The sequence below is a fragment of the Pseudomonas sp. TE3899 genome (assembly GCF_056279105.1).
Map to the genome: position 1 here is coordinate 1,336,004 of NZ_JBWBQR010000001.1, position 26,198 is coordinate 1,362,201.

General features: G+C 60.0%; 24 protein-coding genes. 11 read left to right on the forward strand and 13 right to left on the reverse strand.

Annotated elements, in window-relative coordinates; translation table 11 throughout:
* Nucleotides 1-33: 33 nt before the first annotated feature.
* A complete protein-coding gene (locus ACZ89E_RS06070) occupies nt 34-927 on the reverse strand; it encodes a LysR family transcriptional regulator (RefSeq protein ID WP_463257491.1) in 894 nt (297 codons plus the stop codon).
* A gap of 102 nt (nt 928-1,029) precedes the next feature.
* On the opposite strand from ACZ89E_RS06070, the gene ACZ89E_RS06075 reads away from it, so the two are divergent.
* The gene (locus ACZ89E_RS06075) at nt 1,030-2,121 is read left to right on the forward strand and encodes a polyamine ABC transporter substrate-binding protein (protein ID WP_476255116.1); all 1,092 of its coding nucleotides are present in this window, start codon (nt 1,030-1,032) and stop codon (nt 2,119-2,121) included.
* 13 nt (nt 2,122-2,134) lie between these two features.
* Nucleotides 2,135-3,094 (forward strand): agmatinase, encoded by a 960-nt coding sequence (gene speB / locus ACZ89E_RS06080; RefSeq protein ID WP_149661584.1) that lies wholly within the window; start codon nt 2,135-2,137, stop codon nt 3,092-3,094.
* Nucleotides 3,095-3,227: 133 nt separating this feature from the next.
* Here the strand turns inward: speB and ACZ89E_RS06085 are convergent, their stop codons facing one another.
* Nucleotides 3,228-4,280 carry an aldo/keto reductase gene (locus tag ACZ89E_RS06085; protein WP_149661585.1) on the reverse strand — a complete coding sequence of 351 codons (1,053 nt, stop codon included), beginning with the start codon at nt 4,278-4,280 and terminating at the stop codon, nt 3,228-3,230.
* Between the two features lie 191 nt (nt 4,281-4,471).
* Between ACZ89E_RS06085 and ACZ89E_RS06090 the strand changes: the two genes are divergently transcribed.
* The 5 genes from ACZ89E_RS06090 to ACZ89E_RS06110 all read left to right on the forward strand — a co-directional run bounded on the left by ACZ89E_RS06090 (nt 4,472) and on the right by ACZ89E_RS06110 (nt 7,954).
* On the forward strand, nt 4,472-5,188 hold the full coding sequence (locus ACZ89E_RS06090) for a helix-turn-helix transcriptional regulator (protein ID WP_149661586.1): 717 nt from the start codon (nt 4,472-4,474) through the stop codon (nt 5,186-5,188).
* Nucleotides 5,189-5,240: 52 nt separating this feature from the next.
* The gene (locus ACZ89E_RS06095) at nt 5,241-5,582 is read left to right on the forward strand and encodes a nuclear transport factor 2 family protein (RefSeq protein ID WP_463257487.1); all 342 of its coding nucleotides are present in this window, start codon (nt 5,241-5,243) and stop codon (nt 5,580-5,582) included.
* A 90-nt stretch (nt 5,583-5,672) separates the two neighbouring features.
* Complete coding sequence (gene zapE, locus ACZ89E_RS06100) at nt 5,673-6,791, forward strand: cell division protein ZapE (protein ID WP_476255117.1); 1,119 nt, start codon at nt 5,673-5,675, stop codon at nt 6,789-6,791.
* A gap of 17 nt (nt 6,792-6,808) precedes the next feature.
* Nucleotides 6,809-7,390 (forward strand): DinB family protein, encoded by a 582-nt coding sequence (locus ACZ89E_RS06105; protein WP_149661589.1) that lies wholly within the window; start codon nt 6,809-6,811, stop codon nt 7,388-7,390.
* A gap of 72 nt (nt 7,391-7,462) precedes the next feature.
* Nucleotides 7,463-7,954 (forward strand): GNAT family N-acetyltransferase, encoded by a 492-nt coding sequence (locus ACZ89E_RS06110; protein WP_149661590.1) that lies wholly within the window; start codon nt 7,463-7,465, stop codon nt 7,952-7,954.
* Between the two features lie 83 nt (nt 7,955-8,037).
* Here the strand turns inward: ACZ89E_RS06110 and ACZ89E_RS06115 are convergent, their stop codons facing one another.
* The 4 genes from ACZ89E_RS06115 to ACZ89E_RS06130 form a co-directional block, all read right to left on the reverse strand.
* Nucleotides 8,038-8,244, reverse strand: a complete 207-nt coding sequence (locus ACZ89E_RS06115; RefSeq protein WP_463257483.1) for a hypothetical protein — start codon at nt 8,242-8,244, stop codon at nt 8,038-8,040.
* A gap of 145 nt (nt 8,245-8,389) precedes the next feature.
* A complete protein-coding gene (locus ACZ89E_RS06120) occupies nt 8,390-10,630 on the reverse strand; it encodes a TonB-dependent siderophore receptor (protein WP_476255118.1) in 2,241 nt (746 codons plus the stop codon).
* Nucleotides 10,631-10,840: 210 nt separating this feature from the next.
* The gene (locus ACZ89E_RS06125) at nt 10,841-12,589 is read right to left on the reverse strand and encodes a phosphoethanolamine transferase CptA (protein WP_149661593.1); all 1,749 of its coding nucleotides are present in this window, start codon (nt 12,587-12,589) and stop codon (nt 10,841-10,843) included.
* 339 nt (nt 12,590-12,928) lie between these two features.
* Nucleotides 12,929-13,108 (reverse strand): DUF6026 family protein, encoded by a 180-nt coding sequence (locus ACZ89E_RS06130; RefSeq protein WP_133839677.1) that lies wholly within the window; start codon nt 13,106-13,108, stop codon nt 12,929-12,931.
* Between the two features lie 273 nt (nt 13,109-13,381).
* Between ACZ89E_RS06130 and gnd the strand changes: the two genes are divergently transcribed.
* The 3 genes from gnd to ACZ89E_RS06145 are packed head-to-tail and all read left to right on the forward strand — an operon-like array spanning nt 13,382 to nt 16,703.
* On the forward strand, nt 13,382-14,362 hold the full coding sequence (gnd, locus tag ACZ89E_RS06135) for a phosphogluconate dehydrogenase (NAD(+)-dependent, decarboxylating) (protein WP_149661594.1): 981 nt from the start codon (nt 13,382-13,384) through the stop codon (nt 14,360-14,362).
* Nucleotides 14,359-15,882: a glucose-6-phosphate dehydrogenase gene (gene zwf / locus ACZ89E_RS06140; RefSeq protein ID WP_463257478.1), complete on the forward strand. Its 1,524-nt coding sequence runs from the start codon at nt 14,359-14,361 to the stop codon at nt 15,880-15,882. Before gnd ends, zwf begins: the two co-directional genes overlap by 4 nt.
* Complete coding sequence (locus ACZ89E_RS06145; RefSeq protein WP_463257477.1) at nt 15,879-16,703, forward strand: HAD family hydrolase; 825 nt, start codon at nt 15,879-15,881, stop codon at nt 16,701-16,703. The genes zwf and ACZ89E_RS06145 overlap by 4 nt, the downstream gene beginning before the upstream one ends.
* 115 nt (nt 16,704-16,818) lie before the next feature.
* Here ACZ89E_RS06145 and nhaB read toward each other — a convergent pair whose 3' ends face one another.
* The 3 genes from nhaB to ACZ89E_RS06160 form a co-directional block, all read right to left on the reverse strand.
* The gene (nhaB, locus tag ACZ89E_RS06150) at nt 16,819-18,321 is read right to left on the reverse strand and encodes a sodium/proton antiporter NhaB (protein WP_476255119.1); all 1,503 of its coding nucleotides are present in this window, start codon (nt 18,319-18,321) and stop codon (nt 16,819-16,821) included.
* A gap of 70 nt (nt 18,322-18,391) precedes the next feature.
* On the reverse strand, nt 18,392-19,681 hold the full coding sequence (locus ACZ89E_RS06155; RefSeq protein WP_463257475.1) for an NHL repeat-containing protein: 1,290 nt from the start codon (nt 19,679-19,681) through the stop codon (nt 18,392-18,394).
* Between the two features lie 265 nt (nt 19,682-19,946).
* The gene (locus ACZ89E_RS06160) at nt 19,947-20,213 is read right to left on the reverse strand and encodes a hypothetical protein (protein ID WP_476255120.1); all 267 of its coding nucleotides are present in this window, start codon (nt 20,211-20,213) and stop codon (nt 19,947-19,949) included.
* Between the two features lie 343 nt (nt 20,214-20,556).
* Here ACZ89E_RS06160 and ACZ89E_RS06165 point away from each other — a divergent pair, with 343 nt between their 5' ends.
* The gene (locus tag ACZ89E_RS06165; protein ID WP_149661600.1) at nt 20,557-21,882 is read left to right on the forward strand and encodes a sigma-54 dependent transcriptional regulator; all 1,326 of its coding nucleotides are present in this window, start codon (nt 20,557-20,559) and stop codon (nt 21,880-21,882) included.
* 146 nt (nt 21,883-22,028) lie between these two features.
* On the opposite strand, the gene ACZ89E_RS06170 is transcribed toward ACZ89E_RS06165, so the two are convergent.
* The 4 genes from ACZ89E_RS06170 to ACZ89E_RS06185 all read right to left on the reverse strand — a co-directional run bounded on the left by ACZ89E_RS06170 (nt 22,029) and on the right by ACZ89E_RS06185 (nt 26,188).
* Nucleotides 22,029-23,309: a coiled-coil domain-containing protein gene (locus tag ACZ89E_RS06170; protein ID WP_149661601.1), complete on the reverse strand. Its 1,281-nt coding sequence runs from the start codon at nt 23,307-23,309 to the stop codon at nt 22,029-22,031.
* A 47-nt stretch (nt 23,310-23,356) separates the two neighbouring features.
* On the reverse strand, nt 23,357-24,124 hold the full coding sequence (locus ACZ89E_RS06175) for a hypothetical protein (protein WP_476255121.1): 768 nt from the start codon (nt 24,122-24,124) through the stop codon (nt 23,357-23,359).
* Nucleotides 24,125-24,157: 33 nt separating this feature from the next.
* Nucleotides 24,158-24,838 carry a C39 family peptidase gene (locus ACZ89E_RS06180; protein ID WP_149661603.1) on the reverse strand — a complete coding sequence of 227 codons (681 nt, stop codon included), beginning with the start codon at nt 24,836-24,838 and terminating at the stop codon, nt 24,158-24,160.
* Between the two features lie 63 nt (nt 24,839-24,901).
* Complete coding sequence (locus tag ACZ89E_RS06185; RefSeq protein ID WP_149661604.1) at nt 24,902-26,188, reverse strand: heme utilization protein; 1,287 nt, start codon at nt 26,186-26,188, stop codon at nt 24,902-24,904.
* Between the last annotated feature and the right edge of the window lie 10 nt (nt 26,189-26,198).

A 26,198-nucleotide genomic window follows, 5' to 3' on the forward strand; every position in this document is an offset into this window, starting at 1 on the left:
CGCAGAGCGTGGGAACGATCATCAACGATCAGGTCAGGTGAACGCCGCCAGCAAATCCTCTTCAAACGCCTTCTGCGCATCCCCCGGCACTTGCGCCCGATGGCGGGCCAGGTGAAATCCCACATCAAAACTCATTTCCCCTACACGAACTGCCCGTAGCAACCCCTTGTCTTCCCAACTGCGGGCAAAGTGGCTCGGCAAATAACCCACATGTTTCCCGGACAGAATAAACGCCAGCGTCCCCTCGACCTGTTCCGAGCGCGCCGAACACACCTTGCCCTGGAACGGCTCGTCACTGCGCAGGAAGCGATAGGGATGATCCACCCGGTCACACGCCTGCAGCGCTTGATCATCCGGCGCCTCGTTGGTGAACAACGGATGCCCCGGCGCGCAGTACAAATGCTGGGTTTCGCTGAACAATTCCCGGTAGTCAAACGCACGTTGCACCTGTGAGAAATAACCGATCGCCAGGTCCAGCCGCTGCTGCAGCATCAGTCGCTCCATTTCTCCGGGCATGGCGCTGATCAACTCGATGCGCACCGACTCATCCCGTTCGCGAAAGCGCCGGATCGCATCGGCCACCCGTTGCAGCACCGACTGGTCGAGGGCTTCGGACAACCCCAGGCGCACCTCGCCAATCAAACGCCCGGCCACGCCGTTGGACTGATGACGAAAGACTTCGATGGATTCAAACAGACTGCGAATGGCGATCAGCAATTGCTCGCCCTTGGGCGTCACCCGGAAGCCACCCTTGCCGCGACTGCACAGGCGATAACCGAGGCGGGTTTCCAGCCTGGCCATTTGCTGGCTGATGCTCGATTGGCTCAACCCCAGTTCACCCTGGGCCGCGCTGAAGCCGCCGCATTCCACCACGCTGACAAACAGGCGCAGCAGTTGCAGGTCCAGATCGTGCAGTTGGCCGAGCATCACGCATTACTCCTGGATAAAGTCAGGTTAACAAACTTGATATTTTTCCAATGTATCCGAGGGCGCACGCTGCAACCACTCCAATAAAGTCAGGTGTTCGTGATGCCTCCTCTTCTCAAACTGTGTTTTCCCGCATTGTTGTTGGCAATCGCCGCGTCGGCCCAGGCTGAGGAAAAGGTGGTCAACCTCTACAGTTGGGCCGATTACGTGGCGCCCGAGACCTTGCAGCGCTTCGAACAGGAAACCGGCATTCACGTGCGCTACGACACCTTCGACTCGTCGGAAGTGCTGGAAACCAAGTTGCTCACCGGTGGCAGCGGCTATGACGTGGTGGTGCCATCGTCCAGCGTATTGGCCCGTGGTCTGGCGGCCGGCGCGTTGAAGGCGATTCCCCACGAAGGCCTCAAGGGCTACGCCAACCTCGACCCGGACTTGCTGGAAAAACTCGCCGCCGTCGACCCCGGCAACCGCTACGGCGTGCCCTACACCTGGGGCACGTTGGGCCTGGGGATGAATGTCGAAGCAGTGAAACAGCGTTTGCCGGACGTGCCGCTCAATAGCCTTGATCTGCTGTTCAAGCCCGAATACGCCAGCAAGCTGAAAGACTGCGGCATTGCCATTCTCGATTCGCCGCAAGAGGTGATCGGCCTGGCGCTGCATTACCTCGGTAAAGATCCCTACAGCACTGATCAGAAAGATCTGTCAGCTGCCGAGGCGTTGTTGCATCAGCTCCAGCCGAATGTGTTGTACGTCGCCACCGGCCGGCAGATCAGCGATCTGGCTAACGGCAGCGTGTGCCTGGCCCTGACGTACAACGGTGACGCGAGCATGGCCGCCGATCAGGCGCGCAAGGCCAACAAACCGTACGAAGTGGCGTACCGCATTCCCAAGGAAGGCACGCTGGTGTGGCAGGACAACCTGGCGATCCCCAAGGACGCGCCGCACCCCGAAGCCGCGCGCCAGTTCATCGAATTCATGCTGCGCCCCGAATCCGTGGCCGCGCTGACCAACACCCTGTTCTTTGCCACCGCCAATACCGCCGCCACGCCGTTGGTGGATGAAGCGGTGCGCACCGACCCGGATATCTACCCGCTGGCCGACGTTCGCGACCGTTTGTACGCCGACCGCAGCATGAGCCTCAAAGACATGCGCCAGCGCACCCGCCTGTGGACCACTTTCCGTAGCCGCCAATAATAAGGAACTCACCATGGATGTCCCTGTGCAAAACGACCAGGCCATGACCCGCGACAGCCTCTACGGGACTGCCGCCGAAAGCACCTACGCCGGTATCACCAGTTTCATGCGCCGACGCTACAGCCGCGATTTGCGCGGTGTGGATGTGGCCGTCAGCGGTGTGCCGTTCGACACCGCCACCAGCAACCGCCCCGGCGCGCGTTTCGGGCCACGGGGCATTCGCGCCGCGTCCACCGGGATTGCCTGGGAACGCCATTGGCCGTGGACCTTCGACCCGTTCGATCACCTGGCGGTGATTGATTTCGGCGATTGTGACTTCGATTACGGCTCGCCGCACTCGATCCCGGAAAGCATCGAAGCCCACGCCGAGCACATCCTCAGCGCCGGCAGCGCGATGCTCACTTTCGGTGGCGATCACTTCGTCACTTATCCGCTGCTCAGGGCCCATGCCCGCAAGCACGGCACGTTGTCGCTGATCCACTTCGACGCCCACAGCGACACTTGGCCGGACGAGGAGGGCAAGCGCGTCGATCACGGCACGATGTTCTGGCATGCGGCCAAGGAAGGGCTGGTGGATCCGTCGCGTTCGGTGCAAATCGGTTTGCGCACGACCAATGACGATCACATGGGGTTTCAGGTGCTGGACGCCCGGCGGGTGCATCGCCAGGGGTGTGAGGCGATTGTCGAGGCGATTCGGGCACGTGTCGGGGATAACCCGGTGTACCTGACGTTTGATATCGATTGCCTGGACCCGGCGTTCGCGCCTGGCACCGGAACGCCAGTGTGCGGCGGGCTGAGCACGGTGCAGGCGCTGGAGATTCTTGGCGGCTTGCGCGGGATCAATCTGGTGGGGATGGATGTGGTGGAAGTGGCGCCGGCTTATGACAGCGCGGACATTACCTCACTGGCGGCGGCGACGTTGGCCATGGAGATGCTGTGTTTGTATGCGGCCAAACATAAGGTTGATCGTTGAGAGGGATGTGTAGCGGTCAGGAGGACGCCTTCGCGGGCAAGCCTCGCTCCTACAGGTTTTGCGCAGTGTTGAAATTGGCGCATAACCTGTAGGAGCGAGCGGTGCGACGATTCGACTTGCCCGCGAAGCTTTTTCAGGCCACCGGAATCTTCGGCAAATCCAAAATCTCAACCCCGGTATACCGCGCCACCGACCCGGCGATCATCGCGTGCGGCACACCCGGCTCAACACTGCTGCTGCCATCCAGCCGCACCAACTGCTCGTCATTCAGATGCACATTCAACGCGCCCAACGTGGCGTCCAACTGCTCACGGGTACGCGAACCCAGAATCGGAATCAGCGCCGTGGTCGAGCGCTTGGCTTTCTCGCGCAACCAGGCAATGGCCACGTGGGTCGGGCTGGATTCCATTTCGGCGGCAACCGCCAATAAGGTGTCGAGCAGGGCGGTTTCCCGGGCGCTTTTCTCGCTGTGAATCAACATGCCGAGTTTGGCCGCGCGGTTGTTCTCGTCGTTGGTGCGGTATTTACCGGTGAGGAAGCCGCCACCCAACGGGGACCACAAGGTTGCCGCCAGACCCAGGGCTTCAGCCATCGGCAGCAATTCTCGTTCAGCGGTGCGTTCGGCCAGGCTGTATTCGGTCTGGATCGCGGCGATCGGCGAAAAGCCGCGCACTTCGGCCAGCACATCAGCACGAGCGATGCGCCAGGCCGGGAAGTTCGACAAACCGGCGTAGTGAATCTTGCCGGCGCGCACCAGGTCATCGAAGCCCCGCAGGATTTCTTCCATCGGCGTGACGCCGTCGCTGATGTGCGCCCAGAACAGGTCGATGTGATCGGTTTTCAGGCGTTTGAGGCTTTCTTCGGCGGCGCGGACCATGTTCTTGCGGTTGTTGCCGGTGAAGGAAATATTGGCCGTGCGCTCGGTGCCCATGGTGAATTTGGTGGCGATCACCAACCGATCCCGCTCGGCAGCAATGAACTCGCTGAGCATGCCTTCCGACTCGCCTCCCTGATAACCGTTGGCGGTGTCGATGAAGTTGCCGCCGGCCTCCAGGTAGCCGTCGAAAATCCGCTTGGCTTCGTCGCGTTCGGCGCCGTGGCCCCAACCGGTGCCGAAATTGCCGGCGCCCAGCGCCAGTTCCGAAACCCGCAAGCCGGTTTTACGGCCAAAGACTTTGTAATGCATGGGAGGACTCCTGAGGGAAAACGTCGGGGTTGAATATAAATGTTCAGCAACATGTATTTAATATGATGCGAGTAATATCCAGCGTCAAGACGCTTTTTTCAGGGGCGATGAAAGGGCCGATCACTCCTGCCAGTTTCTGACAGCAGCCTTTGCTAAGCTTCGGCCACTTTCCCGGACTGAGCGTGCCGATCGTGTCGCGAACCACTCGTTTACTGACCTTGCTCCAAGTGTTGCGCGGGAAAAGCCGCCCGGCGACCGCCGCGACCCTGGCCAGCGAACTGGAGATCTCCGAACGCACGCTGTACCGCGACATCGCCGAACTCACGGCCCTCGGCGCGCCGATTTATGGCGAGGCGGGAATCGGCTATGTGTTGCGCAGCGGTCTGTTTCTGCCGCCCTTGATGCTCAACGCCGACGAAACCGAAGCCATCGTGCTCGGTTTGCGCTATGTCGATCAGCGTGGCGATGAGGTGTTGAGCAAGGCGGCGGCGGATGCGTTGGCGAAGATTGCCGCGGTGTTGGCGCCCGAGGCGTTGGAGGCGTTGCACAACCCGACGGTTTTGCCCGGCCCGTCGGGGTACGGTTTTGCGCAAAACGCTGTGCCGCTGAATGTGTTCCGCCAGGCGATCCGCAATCAGGCCAAGTTGCACATCGACTACGCCGACGCCCATCAGGTGCCGACCCAGCGCTTGATCTGGCCCTTGGCGCTGGGCTTTCTCAACGAGGTGCGGATCATCGTCGCCTGGTGCGAATTGCGCAGTGCCTATCGGACCTTTCGCACCGACCGGATTTCAGCCGCGAGCGAGCAGGGCGAGCGCTATCCCGGCCGGCGCAGCGACCTGTTGCGCACCTGGCGCAAGCAGATGCAACTGGATGAGGCCGGGCGCTTCACTCCTGACAAGAACTGACACAGCGCTGATTTAGCATGGCTCCAGAATCAAACAACAAGGAGCTATCAACATGTCTAGTCCAGCCGCTTCACTGGCCCCGGCCATCGCCGCTTACATCGCCGCCGCCAATGCCCGTGACACCTCACGGGTCGCCAGTTTTTTCGCCGAGGATGCCAATGTCTTCGACGAAGGCGAGCATCAGGTCGGGCCCCAGGCCATCGCCCAATGGATGCAAGACACCGCGCAACGCTACCAGCCACGGGTCGAGGTGCTCGACGTTCAGTTGCGCACCGGCAAGGTGCTGGTGCACAACCTGATTTCCGGGACGTTTCCCGGCAGCCCGCTGCAATTGCGCTACACGTTTCGATTGAACGAGCAGGGCAAGATCGCCCGGTTGGACATTTCCCTCTGACACCCCTGCGCTCCCACACGGGGAATTGTGGTGTTTCAAATGGTGGGGTGACTGGCATACTGCGCAGCTTCTGATCTGAAGCGCGGCCCTATGACATTCGACTCCCCGTTAAGCGCCTGGCAGTACGCCATTGAACAGAAGGGCTTTGTTCAGGACGAAGCCCAGGAACATGCCGTCTGGGCCCTGCAAAAGTGTCACGAAGCCTTGCATGAAGGGCGCAAGTCGATCACCGGCGTGTACCTCTGGGGCCCGGTAGGTCGGGGCAAGACCTGGCTGATGGATCAGTTCTACGAGAGCCTGCGGGTACCGGCCCGGCGTCAGCATTTCCACCATTTCATGGGCTGGGTGCATCAGCGCTCGTTCCAGTTGACCGGCACCGCCGACCCACTCAAAGCCCTGGCCCGGGAATTGGCCCAGGAAGTCCGCGTGCTGTGTTTCGACGAGTTGTTCGTCAACGACATCGGCGATGCGATCATTCTCGGCCGCTTGTTTCAGGTCATGTTCGAGGAAGGCGTGGTGGTGGTGAGCACCTCCAACCAGCCGCCGGACCAACTGTACGCCGACGGTTTCAACCGCGACCGTTTTACTCCGGCCATCGAAGCGATCAAGCAGCACATGCAAGTGATCGCGGTGGATGGCGGCGAAGATCATCGCCTGCACCCCGGCGCGGCGTTGCAGCGCTATTGGGTGGGGGCGCTCGATGAGCCCAGCGGGTTGGCCGAAGCGTTCAAGGCCCTGACGGTGGGGCAATCGGTTTCCAGTGCTCCGATCCAGGTCGGCTATCGCAGCGTTCATGTGGTGCAGGCCAGCGCCACGGTGCTGTGGTGTCGTTACGCGGATCTGTGCGAGCAACCGTTTGCCGCCATGGACTTCATGGCCCTGTGCGACACCTTCAGCGCTATTCTGATGAGTGAAGTGCCCAACCTGAGCGCGCAGAAACGCGAAGGGCGCATCGCCAGGGGCACCGAAGACGGTGTGGAGCGGGTGGTGGCCGGTGACCGTGAGTTGCCGCAGTTGTCGGTGCACGATGACGGCGTTCGGCGTTTCATCGCCCTGGTGGACGAGTGCTACGACCGCAAGGTGCCGCTGTACCTCGAAGCCCAGGTGCCAATGGAGGCCTTGTACACCGAGGGCTATCTGGAATTCCCGTTCCGCCGCACCCTCAGTCGCTTGCAGGAAATGCAGTTGCAACGGTTTGCCGAAGCTTGAACACAGGAGGCGCGACGATGACTCAACCCCTGTCTCACCATTTACTGACCATGGCCTACCAGAACGCCTGGGCCAACCACCGACTGGCCAAGGCCTGGGGTCAGTTGAGCTCGGCGGAATTGACGGCCACGCGGGTCAGTTTCTTCCCCAGCATTTGCGCCACCCTCAACCATATCCTGACCTGCGACTGGTTCTATGTGGATGCCCTGGAGCGCGAACTGCGCGGTGATGTGCCGCATCCCGATTGCTACGTTTTTTTCAACGACGAGCAACCCTTCACGGCCGCTGCCGATCTCCAGCGCGAGCAAGCCCAGGTAGACCGCCGGCTAATTGCCTATTGCGAGCAATTGCGCGACGCCGACCTCGGGCGACTCGTGACCATCGCCCGGGACACGCCGCAACACGACAGCCGCCTGCGTATGCTCTCGCATGTGTTCGAACACCAGATTCATCATCGCGGGCAGGTGCATGGGATGCTCAGTGGCACGTCGGTGGAACCGCCGCAACTGGATGAGTTTTTCTGTGCCGGGGAGGCGGGGTTGCGGGCAGGGGATTTTGCCGAGCTGGGTTGGACCGAAGAATTGATTTGGGGTCACTAAGATCCGGTTGTCGCCACGCCGCCGTCACGCTAATGTCCTTGGCCAATTTGATGTATGCGATCGAGGGTGGAAATGGAATCCGCAGAAATACTTGTACTCCAGGCCAGCTACACCAACCCGGTACACGCCGAGGCCATTTGCCTGGTGTTGAACCACTACGCCGAAGACCCGATGGGCGGCGGCAAGCCGCTTTCAGCCGATGTCCTGCAGCAACTGCCGGCGGAACTGGCCAAGCGTCCTTATGCATTCAGCGTGCTTGCCTTCGTCGGCGGTGAACCGGCGGGGCTGGTCAATTGCTTTGAAGGGTTTTCGACCTTTGCCTGCCGACCTCTGGTCAACGTGCACGACGTGGCGGTGGTGGCGAAGTTTCGTGGTTTGGGCCTGAGCCAGAAGATGTTGCAAAAGGTCGAAGAAATCGCCCGCCAGCGCGGTTGCTGCAAGATCACCCTCGAAGTCCTGGAAGGCAACGCCGTGGCTCAGGCGTCCTACGCCAAGTTCGGCTTTGCCGCTGGCATGTTCGACCCGGCCCATGGCCGCATGCTGTTCTGGATCAAGTCGCTGTAAATCCCGGGCATAAAAAAGGGCGTCCAGCAGGACGCCCAAGTGTCAGCTCTGGCGACGGAGCAGGTCGCCAGAGGTCCATCGGTTCAGGTTCTGTAGGATTCGGTCACTTGTGCGGTTTGATCATCCGGAACCCGAAGCTCGCCGTTTGGGCGATGATCGGTCGGGGTTTGCGCGGAGGGAACCGGGAAGTTGTCCCAGTGATGCTTCATCCGCTGCGCACCGCCTTCGGCAAACACGCTGCTGGAGCCGACGATGAGTAGGCCGGCGAGGATCAGGCTGACTCGTTTCATGATGGATCTCCCACTAAGAATGACGGGGCCTTTCATCCGTGATTCAAGGGCGTGGGCGCAGTATTGGCAGAGCTCATTAAATCGGGGTTAACACCGAGCAAAACGTGGGAGCCAAGGCGCTCCCACAGCAGAGGCCAAGTCAGGCTCAGAGTTTCCAGTCCAGGCTGAGCGTCACGGTGCGCGGGTCGCCCCAGAACACACCGTTATAAAAACCGACGTTGTCGTAATACTTTTTGTCGAACAGATTATCGACGTTCAGCGAGGCTGAGAGGTGCTTGTCGAACTCGTAACGCGACATCAACTTGACCACGCTGTAGGCCTCCTGGCGGATCTTCGTGCGTTCAGTGATCAGGCCACCCTCGGCATTGCGCCCGACCGGGCGATTGGAGTTGCCCCAGATATCACTCTGCCAATTCAGCGCGCCGCCGACGGTCAGCGCATGCCAGTCGCCGGGCAAGCGGTACGCGGTGGACAGGCGCAACATGTTCAGCGGTTCATTGGTGTTCGCCCGCTGCTTTTCACCGTTGGCCGCGTGGGTGTAGGTGTAGCCGGCGGTCATGTTCCAGTCGGTCATGACTTCGCCGGACACTTCGACTTCGAAGCCCTGGACCTTCTGCCCCTTGCCCCCGGATTTGTAGAATTCTTCACCCGTCACCGGGTTCGGCGGCACTGAATCGTCCACTTCGGCGACGTTGTCCTGCTTGCTCCAGAACACCGCCGTGGCGACGTTCAGGCGTTCATCCAGCAGACTGCCCTTGAGCCCCAGTTCATAGTTGCTGCCGACCACCGGTTCCAGGTATTTGCGATTGGCGTCGCGATTGTCCTGGGGTTTGAAGATGTCGGTGTAGCTGACGTAAACGGTGTACTCGGGCGTCAGGTCGTAGAGCAACCCGGCGTAGGGCGTCCAGATATCGCTGTGTTGCTGCGAAGTGGTCTCCACGCCCGTCAATTGCAGGTTGTCATCGTAGGTCTTGCTGTTTTCCGAGGCTTTCCAGCTGCCGTAACGACTGCCGAGCACCGCGTGAAAGCGGTCGGTCAGGTTGAGGCGGGTGGCCAGGTAGCCGGCCTTCTGACGGGTGTTGTCCGAGGAGCCATTGAGGCTGGTCACGGTGTCGGGAAACTTGGCGATACCGCCCATGTATTTCCAGTCGGCAATGTTGTCGTAGCCGGCGGGTACGGCGCCCGCCACGGCGTACGGCGACTCGGCACTGCGCTCGGCTTCGCCGTAGCCGAACATCAGCTCATGCTCGCGCCCGAACAGCGCGTAGGGGCCCGCCACGTTAAAGTCATAGGTTTTCATTTTCTGCGTGCCGACCATGTGGCCACGGTAGGCGCTCATGCCACTTCGATCGTCATTCGGGAAGCCGCCACCGCCGTAGTAGACCTTGCCGTCGGTATCGCTCTCACGGTGGGTGTAGGCCGCTTTGAGATGCCAGCCGCCGGCCAGTTGCTGGTCAAGGTTGGCAAAAGCGGTCTTGTCTTTCAGTGGCCAGGAACTCCACGACGTCGCCATGTTGGTCGAGCGCCCGAGGTTGGCCTTGCCCCCCGACGAATTCCAGTACGGCACGGTGCCCCATGACGTGCCCTGAACCTGCTTGTCCTGATAGTCGTAACCCACCGCCAGCACAGTGTCGTCGGTGAGATCGGCTTCGAGCACGCCGTAGCCGACTTCCCGTTGCATCTGGTAGTGATCGCGCAACGATTGGCTGTCGCGGTAGGCCAGCACGCTGCGCCCGCGCAAACGTCCGTCGAACGCCAACGGACCGCCAACGTCCACGTAACTGTAGTAATCGTCGTAGCTGCCGCCACTGACGCCGGTCTGGGCTTGCCATTGCGCGGTCGGGCGCTTGCGCACCATGTTGATGGTGGCTGACGGGTCGCCGGCGCCGGTGGTCAACCCGGTGGCGCCGCGAACCACTTCGATGCGGTCGTAGATGATGGTGTCTGAGTCGGACTTCATCCGCCCGAAGGTATTGAGCATCCCGTCAATCTGGAAGTTGTTGATCTCATAGCCACGGGACGAATAGCTGACCCGGTCCGAGTCATTGTGCTGGACCACCACGCCGGTGGTCTGGCTCATGGCTTCGGAAAGGGTGCCGAGCTTGAAGTCGTCCATTTGCTGGCGAGTGACTACGGACACCGATTGCGGGGTGTCCTTGATTGACAGGTTCAGGCGGGTCGCGGTGCTCATGGCGCCGGTGGTGTAGGACTCGGTGTGTTCGGTGGTGGTGCCCAGGCCTTCGGCGGTGATGTTGGTGGCGGTGAGCTCCAGGGTGCTGGCGGCCGGGTCCTTGTCGGGCTCGGTTTCGGCCAGCAGATCGGGGCTCAGGGCTGCGCTGCACAGGCCGAGGGTCAAGGTCATGGAACGGGTAATAGGCGCGAACATCGCAGCCGACTCCTTGTCTTCGAGGGAAAAATTCCGTTTGTTCAAAGACGAAGGAGGGCGGGGAGATTTAGCGATAAACGAGAATAATTATCATCGGAAGGAGGGCTGTAGGAGCGAAGCTTGCTCGCGAAAGCGGTGTGCCAGGCAGCATCCGTAGTGAATGTGCTGACGTCTTCGCGAGCAAGCTTCGCTCCTACAGGAGGTTGCGGGTTATTGCTTGACCACGGCCGGTTCTTCGACAACCGCAGCCTTTGGCTTCATCAAGCTGAAATCGATCAGCGGACGTTCCTGGCGTTCATACGGGTTGCCGATCAACAGCGGCCGTGGCTTGAAGCTGTCGCTGACCAGGCTTTTGCTGCGGTCCAGTTCATCGAAGCTCAGCCCGGCCAGGTCGGCCCAGGTGTGGATCAACTGCGAGCTGCTGTAAGGGCGGCTCAGGTCGGCGGCAAAATTCCAGTCGTGGGTTTCACGCCATTTCGGCGAAGCCCAGGCCATGAACGGAATGGTGTACATCGGCGCCGTCGGCTTGTTCTCGTTACGACCCAGGGTGCTGTGGCCCGGCGAGTCGAACACGTCTTCGCCGTGGTCGGAGAGGTACATCAGGAAGCCGTTAGGGTCTGCCTTGGCGTAATCCTTGATCAGGCTCGACACCACGAAGTCGTTGTACAGCACCGCGTTGTCATAGCTGTTGTAGGTCGGCACTTCGGCATCGTGTACACCGGCCGGAACCCCGGCGCGGTCCTTGAACTTGTCGAAGGTTGGCGGGTAGCGGTACTGGTAGCTCATGTGCGTGCCGAGCAAATGCACAACGATCAACTTGTGCGCCGCCGGATCCGTCAGAGCCTTGTTGAACGGCTCGATCACGTCGCCATCGTACTGGGCGGCGTTCTGGTTGCGGTTGTTGTTCAGGTACACCTGCTCGTCGGCCTGTTCGGAGAACGTGGTGAGCATGGTGTTGCGCTTGGTCATGGTCTGCTGGTTGGTGATCCAGAAGGTCTTGTAGCCCGCCTGTTTCATCATGCTGACCAGCGACGGCGTCGAGAGGTACAGGTCCGGGTTTTCTTCGTCGGCGAAGGTCAGTACCTGCTGCAACGCCTCGATGGTGTAGGGGCGCGGGGTGATGACGTTATTGAAGATCGCCAGTTGATCCTTGAGCTTGTCCAGCTCCGGGGTAGTGTCCCGGTTGTAACCGTACAGGCTCATGCGCTGACGGTTGGTGGACTCGCCGATCACCAGCACCAGGGTCGACGGCTGGTCGGCCATGGTGTTCTTGAGGTTTTTCAGCGGCGCGATCTTGCTTGCACTGTCGAGCATGTCTTGCATGCCGGCCAGGGTGTCGAGGTATCGGTGATACGCCACGGCCATCTGCCAAGGCACTGCCGGCTCGATGCGGGTTTCGAACTTCTCGAAACCGCCGGCAAAACTGCCGGTACGCGCGGTTTGCTTGATCAGCGGATAACCGACCACGGCCACCAGAATCGCGGTCGCGGCGACCAGCGCGCGGCCACGGGGCATGTACACCGGGCGCAGGCGGGTCCAGAGGAAGTAGGCGAACGCCGTGTGGGCGAGGAACGCGAACACCATCCACCAGGCAAAGTACTGGGTCATGTACTCGCCGGCTTCAGAGATGTTCGACTCGAACATGATGAAGATGACGCTCTGGGAAAATTCCTGCTGATAGATGAAGAAGTAGCCCAGGCTGGCCATCGAGCAGGCCCACAGCACGACGCCGATCAGCGCGGCCAGCAGGCGGGTACGTTTGGGGAACAGCAGCATCGGTGCGAGCCACACGGCGCTCATCACGAAGGCCTGGCGAAAACCGGTGAAGCCGGAGGTGCCCGTCAACTGGATCAGCAACTGCGTAATGCCGGAAAAATACCAGAAGAACACAAATAGCCAGAGGAACCCGGCCCAATCGAAACCTGTCGCAGACGTTTTGCTGCGTTTGAACACTGCCATTCAGAACTCCCACCGGCATCAGCAAGCCACCGGCGTCATCAAACGAAACCCACGAGACACCACTGTCCGAGAACCGAACAGCCACAAGGACGCGAAGTATCGCTAGGCAGATGTGAAAACTTTGTGAGTTTTGTTCAGGTGCACGACAGGTAACAGGTCGCTATTTACTGATCAGGAGAAGATTTATGTGGCGAGGGGGCTTGCTGTGGCGTGGGGGCTCGCCCCCGTCGGACTGCGCAGCAGTCCTTAGCTTTATTGGCGATACCGGGAAAGAGGGGGCCGCTTCGCGCCCCAACGGGGGCAAGCCCCCTCGCCACAAGGCAGAGGTGTTGCCGGAAATCAGGCGTTCAACGCGGGCATCGCTTGCCCGGACAGCTGAGCCTGTTGCTGCAACAATTGCCGGAGCTGGGCCACCTGGTGTTTCAAGGTGTCACGCTCGTCTTTCAATTGGCGCAATTCATCACGACGGATCGTGACGTAGAGAGTTTGTGGGGGACGTGCGGTAACGATTGTGTCCATTGCTCACCTCGCAAATGGCCTGCTTCAACTGTGGTTGTGTCGTTCTTGCGAGCGACACCCTCACTATCGGCGCCGATTTTGATTTCTTTTGCCTGTGAATGGAACTTTTTTATTTTTAATGGTCGGTGTGTCTTCAGCACGATTCCCGACGTTATCAATCAGGATCGGGCACAATGCCCGGAAACTTCATCCCGGCGCTCTGGACTAACCCACATTAGTCGCGTTGGGCTATAACCTTTGACACACATTATTTGTAGTAAGGAGCATCAGCACATGCAACTCGGGATTATTGGACTGGGCCGCATGGGCGGGAATATTGCGCGGCGCCTGATGCTCAACGGGCATACCACCGTTGTTTACGACCGCAATACCGCCTTCGTCGAGAACCTGGCAAAAGAAGGCTCCACCGGCGTTGCCGACCTGCCTGCACTGGTCGCCGGCCTGGCCAAGCCGCGCGCGGTCTGGGTCATGTTGCCGGCCGGCGCACCGACCGAAGACACCATCGACACCCTGAGCAACCTGCTCGAAGCCGGTGACACCATCATCGACGGCGGCAACACGTTCTATAAAGATGACATTCGCCGGGCGAAAACCCTGGCGGAGAAAGGCCTGCACTACATCGACGTCGGCACCTCCGGCGGCGTCTGGGGCCTGGAGCGCGGCTACTGCATGATGATCGGCGGCGACGCCGAGACCGTCACGCGCCTCGATCCGCTGTTCGAAAGTCTGGCGCCGGGCCTGGGTGACATCCCGCGCACCAAGGACCGCAAGTCCGAAGACGATCGTGCCGAACGCGGCTACATCCATGCCGGCCCTGCAGGTTCGGGTCACTTCGTGAAGATGATCCACAACGGCATCGAATACGGAATGATGCAGGCCTTCGCCGAAGGCTTCGACATTCTCAAGACCAAATCCAGCGAGATCCTGCCGCAAGATCAGCGTTTCGACCTGAATGTGGCCGACATCGCCGAAGTCTGGCGTCGTGGCAGCGTGGTGTCCTCGTGGTTGCTCGACCTGACCGCCGACGCCTTGGCCAGCGATCCGAAGCTTGACGGCTATTCGGGCGAAGTGGCCGACAGCGGTGAAGGTCGCTGGACCATCGAAGCTGCCATGGAACAAGCGGTGCCGGTACCGGTGCTGTCGAACTCGCTGTTCTCGCGCTACCGCTCGCGCGGCCAGGGCACCTTTGGCGACAAAATCCTCTCGGCCCAGCGTTTCGGCTTCGGCGGCCATGTGGAGACTCCGAAAAAATGACCAACACGATCCGCAGGAAATCCAAGGCAGAACCCGCACCACCGACCACGCTGTTCCTGTTCGGTGCCCATGGTGACCTGGTCAAGCGTCTGTTGATGCCGGCCCTGTACAACCTCAGTCGCGATGGCCTGCTGGGCGATGGACTGCGGATCATCGGCGTTGACCACAACGCCATCAGCGATGAAGCCTTCGCGCAAAAGCTCGAAGACTTCATTCGCACCGAAGCGGCCGCCAAGGTCGGCAAGGGCGATGAAGCCCTTGACCCGACCTTGTGGGCCAAGCTCGCCAAAGGCATCAGCTACGTCCAGGGCGACTTCCTGGACGACAGCACTTATCAAGCGCTGGCGGCGAAAATCGCCGACAGCGGCACGGGCAATGCGGTGTTCTACCTGGCCACCGCGCCGCGTTTCTTCAGTGAAGTGGTGCGCCGCCTCGGCAGCGCCGGTTTGCTGGAAGAGACGCCCGAAGGCTTCAGAAGGGTGGTGATCGAAAAACCGTTCGGCTCCGACCTGCAAACCGCCGAAGCCTTGAACGCGTGCTTGCTCAAGGTCATGTCGGAAAAGCAGATCTACCGGATCGACCACTACCTGGGCAAGGAAACCGTGCAGAACATTCTGGTCAGCCGGTTCTCCAACAGCCTGTTCGAAGCGTTCTGGAACAACCATTACATCGACCACGTGCAAATCACCGCCGCCGAAACCGTTGGCGTGGAAACCCGTGGCAGTTTTTACGAACACACCGGCGCCCTGCGGGACATGGTGCCCAATCACCTGTTCCAGTTGCTGGCGATGGTCGCCATGGAACCGCCGGCCGCGTTTGGCGCCGATGCGGTGCGCGGTGAGAAGGCCAAGGTGGTCGGTGCGATCCGCCCCTGGTCCGTCGAAGATGCGCGGGCCAACTCGGTACGTGGGCAATACGCTGCCGGCGAAGTCGATGGCAAGCCACTGGCCGGTTACCGCCAGGAAGGCAACGTCGCGCCTGACAGCAACACCGAAACCTACGTCGCGCTGAAAGTGATGATCGACAACTGGCGCTGGGTCGGCGTGCCGTTCTACCTGCGCACCGGCAAGCGCATGAGCGTGCGCGACACCGAGATCGTCATCTGCTTCAAGCCGGCGCCGTACGCGCAGTTTCGCGATACCGAGGTCGACGAGTTGCAGCCGACCTACCTGCGGATCCAGATCCAGCCCAACGAAGGCATGTGGTTCGACCTGCTGGCCAAGCGGCCGGGGCCGGCGTTGAAAATGGCCAACATCGAGTTGGGGTTCGCCTACAAGGACTTCTTCGAGATGCAACCGTCCACTGGCTACGAAACCCTGATCTACGATTGCCTGACAGGCGATCAGACGCTGTTCCAGCGCGCTGACAACATCGAGAACGGCTGGCGCGCCGTGCAGCCGTTCCTCGACGCCTGGCAGCAGGATGCGAGCGTGCAGAGCTACCCGGCCGGTGAAGACGGCCCACAAGCCGCCGAGGACCTGCTGGCCCGCGATGGTCGCGTCTGGCACAGCCTCGGATGAGTGACGCTACGCAACAACCCATCCGTTTTCTGCTCAGCGACATGGACGGCACCTTGCTGCTGCCCGATCACAGCCTGAGCCAGCGCACCATCGACGCGGTCCGCGCACTGCGCGAGGCCGGCGTGCTGTTCAGCCTGGCCACCGGCCGTCCGCCGAAAGCCATGCTGCAGCAGATCGAAGCCCTGGGCGTTGATCTGCCGACCGCGGCGTTCAATGGCGGCACCATCGTCAATCCGGACGGCAGTTTGCTGGTTGCCCATTACTTGCCGGCGACGGCCGCACTGACCGCGCTGGCACTGTTTGCCGACCGGCCGGACATCGAAATCTGGGTGTTCAGCGGTGGTGATTGGCTGTTGAAAGACCCGCACGGTCCGATGGTTCCTCGAGAACAGCACGGTCTGGGTTATCCGCCGGTGGTGGTCGAGAGTTTTGAGCCGTACCTGGAGCGGATCGACAAGATCGTCGCCACCAGCAACAACACGGACTTGTTGATCGAGCTGGAAGCGCTTCTGCTGCCGAAAGTGGAAGGCCAGGCGCAAGTCTCCCGCTCACAGCCGATTTACCTCGACGTGACGGCGATGCAAGCCAACAAAGGGGATGCGCTGGCGACACTGGCCGGGTTCCTCGGCGTGCCGCTGGAGCAGACTGCGGCACTGGGCGACGGCGGCAATGACCCGGCGATGTTCCATCGTGCCGGGTTGTCGATTGCCATGGGCCAGGCGGAAGAGGCGGTGAAACGCCAGGCCGATGTGGTGACCGGCGCCAACACAGAAGATGGCGCGGCCCAAGCCATCGAGCAATACATTCTCCGTCCCGCGTAATGATCGTTCCCACGCTCTGCGTGGGAATGCAGCCCGGGACGCTCCGCGTCCCATTGGAACGCGGAGCGTCCCTTGAGGCATTCCCACGCAGCGCGTGGGAACGATCACCGTGGTGTTACAGCCAGAAACTCACCGCATACCACCCCAAAACCCCCATCACCACCGTATATGGCAACGCCATCCACACCATCCGCCCGTAAGACAACCGAATCAGCGGTGCAATCGCCGACGTCAGCAGAAACAGAAACGCCGCCTGGCCATTGGGCGTCGCGACGCTGGGCAGATTGGTCCCGGTGTTGATCGCAATCGCCAGCGTCTCGAAATGCTCGCGGCTCATATGGCCGGAGATGAATGCCTGTTTCACTTCAGTGATGTAGATCGTTGCGACAAACACGTTATCGCTGATCGCCGACAACAGGCCATTGGCGATAAACAGCATGCCCGGCTGTTGATCCGCCGGCAGGGCCAGCACCCACTGGATCAATGGCGTGAACAGTTGCTGGTCATGAATCACCGCGACCACGGCGAAGAACACCACCAGCAGCGCGGTAAACGGCATAGCGTCTTTAAAGGCGTTGCCGATGCGGTGTTCGTCGGTGATGCCGGTGAACGCGGTGATCAACACGATCACCATCAAACCGATCAGCCCGACTTCGGCGATATGAAACGCCAGCCCGGCAATCAGGATCAACGCCGCCGCGCCCTGTACCAGCAGCGCCGCGCGCTGGCGCGAGGTGCGTTCGGCGTTGTCTTCGGCGGCGTAGTTGGCCAGCACCGCGCGCACGTTGTCCGGCAGCAAGGTGCCGTAACCGAACCAGCGCAGCTTCTCCAGCAGCACGCAGGTCACCAGGCCGGCGGCCAGCACCGGCAGAGAAACCGGGGCGACCTTGAGGAAGAACTCGGCGAAATGCCAACCCATCTCGTGCCCGATCAACAGGTTCTGCGGCTCACCGACCAGCGTACATACGCCGCCCAGCGCGGTACCCACGGCGCCATGCATCAACAGGCTGCGCAGGAACGCGCGGAACTGCTCGAGGTCTTGGTGATGCAGTGTCGGCAGGTGCTGATCGTCGCTGAAGGCGCTGTCCTGGCGCGGATCATTGCCCGAGGCGACGCGGTGATACACCGAGTAAAACCCCACGGCCGCGCTGATGATCACCGCCGTGACAGTCAAGGCATCGAGAAACGCCGAGAGGAAGGCCGACAGAAAACAAAACAGCAACGCCAGCAGCGCCTTGGAGCGAACCCCGAGCAACAGGCGCGAGAACAGAAACAGCAGCAGGTCTTTCATGAAATAGATGCCGGCCACCATGAACATCAGCAGCAGGATCACCGGGAAGTTGTGCACCAGCTCGTCATACAGCGCCTGGGGCGTGGTCATCTTCAGCAGCAGCGCTTCGATCAACAGCAAGCCGCCGGGCATCAGCGGATAACACTTGAGTGCCATGGCCAGGGTGAAGATGAACTCCAGGACCAGCAGCCATCCGGCCGCTATCGGCCCGACCGTCCACAACACCAGGGCGTTCAGTATCAGAAAACCGACAATGCTTGCTTTGTACCAGCGGGGAGAGTGCCCGAGAAAGTTATGCGCGAACGCCTGGGTTATCGAACCGGACATCGGCTACTCCTTGCATTAAGAAGCGCGCAACTTGCCGCAAGGGGCAGGGAAGATCAAGCGCCGCCGCGTGTCAGGCGAGGTAGCGCGCCACCACCGCGCGGTAATTGCCGTCCAGTGAGTAACCGCCGACGACGATTCGGCCGTTGGCCTGCACGGCCAGGGAAGTGGCGGTGTCGAGGCTGCGGCCCAGACGAGTGCGCACCCAGCCGATGCCATTGGCGAAGCTGCGATCCAGCTGCCCTTGGGGCAAATAACGGGCGAGGATGAAGTCGGCTTCGATACCGCCGACGGTGGCCCCCACGGCCAGCACGCTGCCATCGGGCTGAACCTGGGCGGCGGTCCATTGGCTGGCGGTGTGGCCGATTTCCAGGTGCTGCGGCTGGCCGCCATTGCAATGATTATCCGGGCGCCCGTTGCTGTGCAGTTTGAGTGACAGGCAGTGCATCGGGTCACGGCTGCTGCCAAAACAATGCAAGTCGCCATTGGCCTGCTGGACGATCTGGCTGATCAGCGCGCTGCGTCCCTGGGCCTGGAAAGTCATGAAGCCATCCACGGCGAAGCTGTTATCCAGCGTGCCATCGACGTGGTAGCGCGCCAGCAAGCCTTCCCCGGGGAAATTGATCGCACCGCCAGCGAGGATTCGTCCGTCCCGTTGCACCATCAGGCTGCCGAGCCAGGTATTCATCAGCAGATGCCTGACCACGACGAAACCACGGCCATTGAAATCGTTGTCCAGTGTGCCATCGGTGTTGAGGCGGATCAGCAGGCCGGCGTGATCGGCCAGTTCGAAATGATGATTGGCCAGCAGCAGGATCCGCCCGTCCTCCTGCACGCAGATATCACAGGCTTCGGCGCCCGGCACACCAGGTGGCAACCAGTCGTCACGCAAGCCTCGGGACAGGTCGCCCGGTAGCCGCACCACCAGGCGGCCGTCGTCGCCAAAGTCTCGAACCCGTTGACCATCGGGGTTGAACAGCGCCAGGGCGGGCAAGGTGCGATGCGCGTTTTCGTAATGCAGGCCGGCCAGCAGGATCGAACCGCAGGGCAGGACATGGACTTTGCTGGCCATGGCCTCGAAACCCAGCGCGAACTGCCCGATCAGGCTGCCCTGATTGCCGAAGGACAGGTCCGCCGAGCCATTTTCCAGCAGACGGGCCAGACCGAAGCGGCTGCCGCCGTGGGTGCCGACCTTGGCCGCGACCAACAAACGGCCATCCGCGTCGATGGCGATACCGTTGGCCATGCTGGAGGAGCTGCCGGCGAAATACACTTGGGTTTTGCCCGCCGCGGCAAAATCAGGGTCGAGATGCCCGGCTTGATTCAGGGTGGCAGGGCGGGCAAAAGCGGTCTGGGTTGGCATGCACGCATCTCCTTGCCAATCGACCCGATCCCGGTAACCGGGCGGGTGACGGCGCGTGCGAAACATTCAATCCCTGAATGCATGAGCGCACAACTGTCATAACTAACAGGCGGAGGGTCGCTGTGTGCCAGAACAGTGTCTTTTGGACCCAGTTGATATTGAGCTAACAGCACAGTAGGAGCCAAGCTTGCTCGCGATGGCTATTTCGAGGGCGCCATCGCGAGCAAGCTTTGCTCCTACAGGGAATGTATATCCGGCGGAATAATTAATGCGGCATGGACCACGACAGCAGCGTGTAGCCATCTTCGCTCAACGCTTTGCGCGCTTGTTCCAGCAAGTGTTCAAGTTGTACCGGATCGGAATAGGCGCTGCTCGGGATTTGCGCACGGCCGATGCGATTGTTAGTACGGTCGATGACACTCAGGCTAAGTTCGCCGTTGCCGTCTTGTGGGGCCCAGGCCACGCATTGAAATGGCTTGAACGCGCGGTCGGCAATCAAAAGAGCTTCGTTGATACGGAGCGGGGCGGTCATGGGGTTTTCTCTCTGTATGCCCAATCAAGTGACATGCCGTCGGTTGGGCTTACCGTTCGGCTGGTTACTTGTACTGATGCCCTCAATAGGGGGTCGGGTCACACACAATCCAAAGAAAATTCAACTTTCTTTCATATACTCAATGTTCAGGCAGTGATTGAAAGCTGAATGAAAGGTTCAAGTCGTTAGGCAACTAACGAAGCCTGTTCTTATAACTAATCAGTTAACACTCCTATAAGCAATTGATACAAGGCCCTGTCAAATTCTTGCTAATGTTACAGCCAGGTCCGCCAAATGACTGTTTTTAATAATATTTCCTTAAATTTGGCGCCAAGGAACAGTCATGATCGAAGCGCCTGCCTTACGACGTCTGTTAGTGGTTGATCCTTGCGACGATTGCCATCGTCTTTTGCCGGGTTTGCGTTCTGTTGGGTGGGATGTTGACAGCTGTACGCTGGAAAACGCCGCCGACCGAACATGCGATGTCGGCCTCTTGCGATTGCAGCCGTTCCATCTGGAACGTCCCGAAGCCGTCAAGGAACTGATCAGCCGCAGCGGCACCGAATGGATCGCGGTGCTCGATCAGGAAGTTCTGCGCTTGCAGAACGTCGGGGACTTCGTGTGCGAATGGTTTTTCGACTTCCACACCTTGCCGTTCGATGTGGCCCGGGTCCAGGTGACACTGGGGCGCGCGTTCGGCATGGCGCGACTGCGGGGGCAGGGCACGATTCACATCGATCAGCCGGAACACGAGCTGCTCGGTGACAGTAAGCCGATCCGCGAACTGCGCAAGCTGCTGAGCAAACTGGCGCCTACCGAGTCGCCGGTACTGATCCGTGGCGAAAGCGGCACCGGCAAAGAGCTGGTCGCCCGCACCCTGCACCGACAATCCCAGCGCCACAGCAAACCTTTCGTGGCGATCAACTGCGGTGCCATTCCCGAACACTTGATCCAGTCCGAACTGTTTGGTCATGAGAAAGGCGCCTTCACCGGCGCGCATCAGCGCAAGATCGGGCGGATCGAGGCGGCAAACGGCGGCACGCTGTTTCTCGATGAAATCGGCGACCTGCCGTTGGAGCTGCAAGCCAATCTGCTGCGCTTTCTCCAGGAAAAACACATCGAGCATGTCGGCGGCAGCCAGCAGATTCCGGTGGATGTGCGGGTATTGGCGGCGACCCACGTCGACCTTGAAGCCGCCATCGAGAAGAAACGCTTTCGCGAAGATTTGTACTACCGCCTCAACGTTCTGCAAGTAGTCACCGCGCCGCTACGTGAACGCCACGGCGACCTCTCGATGCTGGCTAACCACTTTTCGCATTTCTATAGCCATGAAACCGGTCGTCGCCCCCGCAGCTTCAGCGAAGATGCGCTGATTGCCATGGGCAAGCATGACTGGCCGGGCAATGTTCGCGAGCTGGCCAACCGGGTGCGTCGCGGGTTGGTATTGGCCGAAGGCCGGCAGATCGAAGCGCGAGACTTGGGGCTGATCAGCCAGCTAACCATAGCCGCGCCGATGGGGACGCTGGAAGACTACAAGACCCGGGCTGAACGCCAGGCCTTGTGCGACGTACTTAACCGCCACAGCGACAATTTGAGCATCGCCGCCAAGGTCTTGGGGATATCCAGGCCTACGTTCTACCGGTTGTTGCACAAGCATCAGATTCGTTAGACGCAAAGATCAAAAGATCGCAGCCTCGTTTCACTCGACAGCTCCTACAAGGAATCCGCGCGTACCTGTAGGAGCGATCTTTCGAAGGCCCACCAATAAAAAGCCCCGCTGCGATTGAAGTCGCAGCGGGGCTTTGCCGTTGGGGATCAGAAGTAGTACGGGAATTTCAGGCTGAAGGAAAAGTCTGGCGAGTCTTCGGTCAGGCCTATAGCCAGGTTGGGCACGATCGTCAGGTTGTCCGTTGCGGCCAGGGTCATGCCGATGTTGAAGTTGGCTGCGTTGTAATCGCTGTTGGAAATCGACTGCCAATCGCCACCGTCCGGCTTGATCTTGCTCTTGCGGGCGAACTGATCGGTGACCGAGAACGACATACTCATCTTCTCGTTCAACGCGAACGCAATGCCGCCGCCAACCTGCCAGGAATCACCCAGTTTCACGTCACCCTTGACCTTGGAGCCGACCTGAGGGCTGATGTCGCTGAAAGAGTCTTGCATGTTGTAGGTGTAGGACAACGTGCCGAACAGCACGGCAGGGTCGAAGGTCTTGACCAGCGAGATCCCCGGCGTGATCGCCCAGACACCGTTGCCGGTAGGCAAGTCCTCGGGGACCGAGAGGTTATCGTTGGTCGGGTCACTGACCAGCTTGATGCCGTAAGGGTCCTTGCCGGTCGGCGCCTTGACGCGCAGTGTCGCGACCGCGTCGGGCCAGTTGGCCGACTCATCCAGAAACTTGTACGCAACGCCGACGTTAATATCGCCGATGGTCGGGTCCCGGGTCACGGTTGCGTCCGACGTCACCGGACCTGCGCCACCCGCGCCGCCGGAGGAATACGTCGATTCGCGATAAACAATCGGGACGTTGATGTCGAACTGCCAACGTTGTGCCACGTTGTAGCGCCCCGTCAGGTCCAGGGTCCAGTTGTCGGCCTTGATGCGGTCGAGGTTGATGTTGCCGAGAAAAATCGAGTCCAGTGCCAGGAAGCCGTTGAGCGTTAATGCCCGCGTGTCGTAGTGCGTGTAGGTCACGCCGGTTTCGAGGCTGAACTTGCCGCCACCGAAGAAGCCGCTGGCTTCGTCATACAGGTTGGAGACGCTTTGCGCAGGCTCAGAATCATCCTTGAGCGATTGGCCGTATGAGCTGCCGGTGGTGCCTGGCGCACCGGAGGCCACCGTCTGACCACTCTTGACCGGCTCGGCCGGGGATTTGGTCAGGCGTTTGGGCGCCGGTGTCGCAGGTGCTGCTTCGACTTGGCGAACGCGCTGCTCAAGTACCATCAGCGCGTTCTGTTGTGCTTCATAACGCTGTTTCAACTCCGTGAGTTCTTGTTTTAATGCTTCGACCTGAGGGTCCGGTGCTGCGTAGAGCAGTGTCGCCGGGGTCAGGCTACTCAAACAGACGATAGCTCTGAACGTTAACGATCGGTGCATGGATTAGCCGTCCCTTCTGATTAGATCTGAATGAGACTGAGCGTAGATCAGAATCCGATAGTGCGAAGACCTTTGAGCTGGTCCAGATTGCCGCTCACGGATCCGGCCGTCGGCACGTTGTCACGCAGCACAACATTGAGGGATGTCAAGTTGCGGACCTGGTTGCTACTGCCGAGCAAAGTCGTGTTCTGCATCAGTCCACCCTGGGCCAGGCGCTGCATGGTGCTGCCCTGGTTGTTGTTAGCCACGATGTTGAGTTGAACTCCACTACCGGTTGAGGAAACGCTGAGCGAGCCCGCACCATTGTTGCCCGTTAACGTCGTTCCAGGGGTCAATGCCTGACCCTGCGGTTGCGTTGCGGATGACGGGTTGACCTGGCTAGCTTTTGCGACGTTGATATCTACGTTGTTGTAGGCGGTGTTGTTGTCGCCGGCAGCGCGTACTACTTGAGTAACGCCTTCTGTCGTGTTGAGGCCGCCGCCGCCCGTGACGGTGCCTGTCCCTGCGCCGGAGCCGGAGCCTTGCGAACTCGTTTGGCCAGCAGGTTTTTCGTCAATCATCGACACATAGAACTGGGGTTTGATGGTCGATTGTTGAATTTGCATCGCGGACGTCGCCCCGATCAACTGGCCTTCGGCATTCTGCCAAGTGCTGGTCATGACAATGCCGAAACTGACGATACGTCCCGGCATGACAAATCGGCCTCGCAGGGTCGCCAACTCCTGATCCTTCAGTTCAATGGGTTTGAACGTCTCTGCCTGGGTTGGCAGGCTGGCGGCCAGGCAAACCACAGCCAGCCAGGTTGAAGTTTTCATTGGATGCTCCCGGAGCTTCATGCTCCCTTGTTATTAGAAGAAGTCGCTTTGGATGAATCCGAAATCCATCAACTCCGCGTCTTGCACCGGGCTGAACATGTTGAGGCGGTTTTTGGCAGTCAGCGGCAGGGGGGGCTCGAGCAACGCATTGGATTTGTCGTAGCCCTGGCCGATGACGGCAAAGATGATGCCGTTCCAGCCTTTGACAAAGTCGTCGACGCTGTAACGTTTATGGCCGAGTACCGGATCGCCGATATAGACCCAGCCTTGGTGGACTCTTTGCAAGACCACAAAATGCTTGTAGCCACGAATGTCCATGAGGACCACTACGGGGATTTTGATTTCGCTCAACGTTTCCGTCGCCACCCGGTAGCCACGGGCCCGCATGCCGATACTTTCTACGTAGTGCTTCATGTCGAGCATGGAGAAGCCCTGGACGCGGACAAGATTTTGATCCGAGTGGGCCAGCATGCCTTCAATGATTTGATTTTCACTCACGTCCAGCCAATAGGCCTGGCGCAAGATGGTTGCCAGCGCCGCGGCGCCGCAACTGAAGTCGGTTTTCTGTTGCACCAGGTCAGCAAATTTACGCTCGCGTACGCTCTGGATCGGCTTGTACACCACCGCGCCGCCCGGAAGGACGGAAAGCGGCATTTGTGCAGCCTCGATCACACTGGCCACGCAAAGCAAAATTGCCAAGGCGATGATGCGCATGGTGGGACGCCTTCTGGTTGTTGTTGAAAAAGGCCCCCGTGAGGGGGCCCCAAAAGACAGCCATTAGAACGAGTTGTTGGAAATGGCCAGCGAGTTGCTTTGTTGGTTGCCCACACCAGCAGCCACGTTGACACCCAGGTTGCCGCTGCCGCCATTCACCGAACCGCTCAGGGTTGCAGTGTTGGTTACAGGGTTGGCCCAGCCAGTTGGAGTCAGCACTTGATAGGAGTAGGTGTTGCTCAGATCAAATGAACTGCTCTCAGCGTAGGCTTTCGCCTTGTCATACGAAGACTCGTGGGATTTGCTGCCGGATTTTTCGAACGAGGAATCGAACGACTTATCGAACGACGAACTGCCCGACTTGTTGTGCGACTTATCGATCGATACGTCCAGCGTGGCGTCAAGCGATGCGTTCAGAGACGCGTCGGAAGACGAACTGCTGCTACCCGAATGGTGATAGCCATTATCCCAGGCAGCATTTTGAGAAGCCGCAGCCGAAGCATCCAGCGTAGCGTTCAACGAAGCATTCAAATTAGAGCTAGAAGAACTGCTCTTCTCGTAGCTTTTTGAACCACTGGCATCGAAGCTTTTCGAACCGCTCACGTCAAAGCTCGATGAGGAGCTTTTACTGCCGGACGCTGCGCTTGCGTTGGCATAGTTTTTACTGCCGCTGGCCGAGGTGGTAAAGGTCAGCGTATCGACGCGGTAGGTCCGATCGGCATTGTTATTAACGGTCAGGCCAGGGCCGGTTTGTGTAGCAGAGGCGGTGGCTGTGGCGTTACCCAATGGAGCATTGGTGTTAGCAATGGCCATGGTGTTTTTCTGTTGGTTCAGGTCGCCGGCCGCCACGTTGACGCCCATGTTGCCGCTGCCGCCATTAGCCGAACCGCTCATAGAAGCCGTAGCTTGGCTGCCGTAGTTGTCGACCCGGTTGTTGCGGCTGGTTTGGGTGACGGATGCCGTGGCACTGGCGGTGCCGAACACGAACGCATTATCAGGAGCGGCAGCTGCGGCGTTTGCAATAGCGGCTGCGTTGTCTTGTTGGTTGCCGTCGCCGCCAGCCACGTTGACGCCGACGTTGCCGCTGGTGCCTGTAGCAGAGTTATTCATCTCTGCACTGTTGACAGTCCCGGCGTTGCTAATGCGGTTATCGGTACTACTTTGGGTATCCCACGCATTCGCAGTCGCGTAGACAGGGATCCGGGTTGGAGGAGGGGTGTGCTGACCGTTGTTATTGTGGCCATTGTGGTGGCCATTATGGTGGTCGTCACTTTGTCCAGCTTGTACAGCAACAGCCATGACCGCAGCAATTGCGAAAACCAGAGGCTTGATTGCCATCGAAGGTTTCATGGTGATTCTC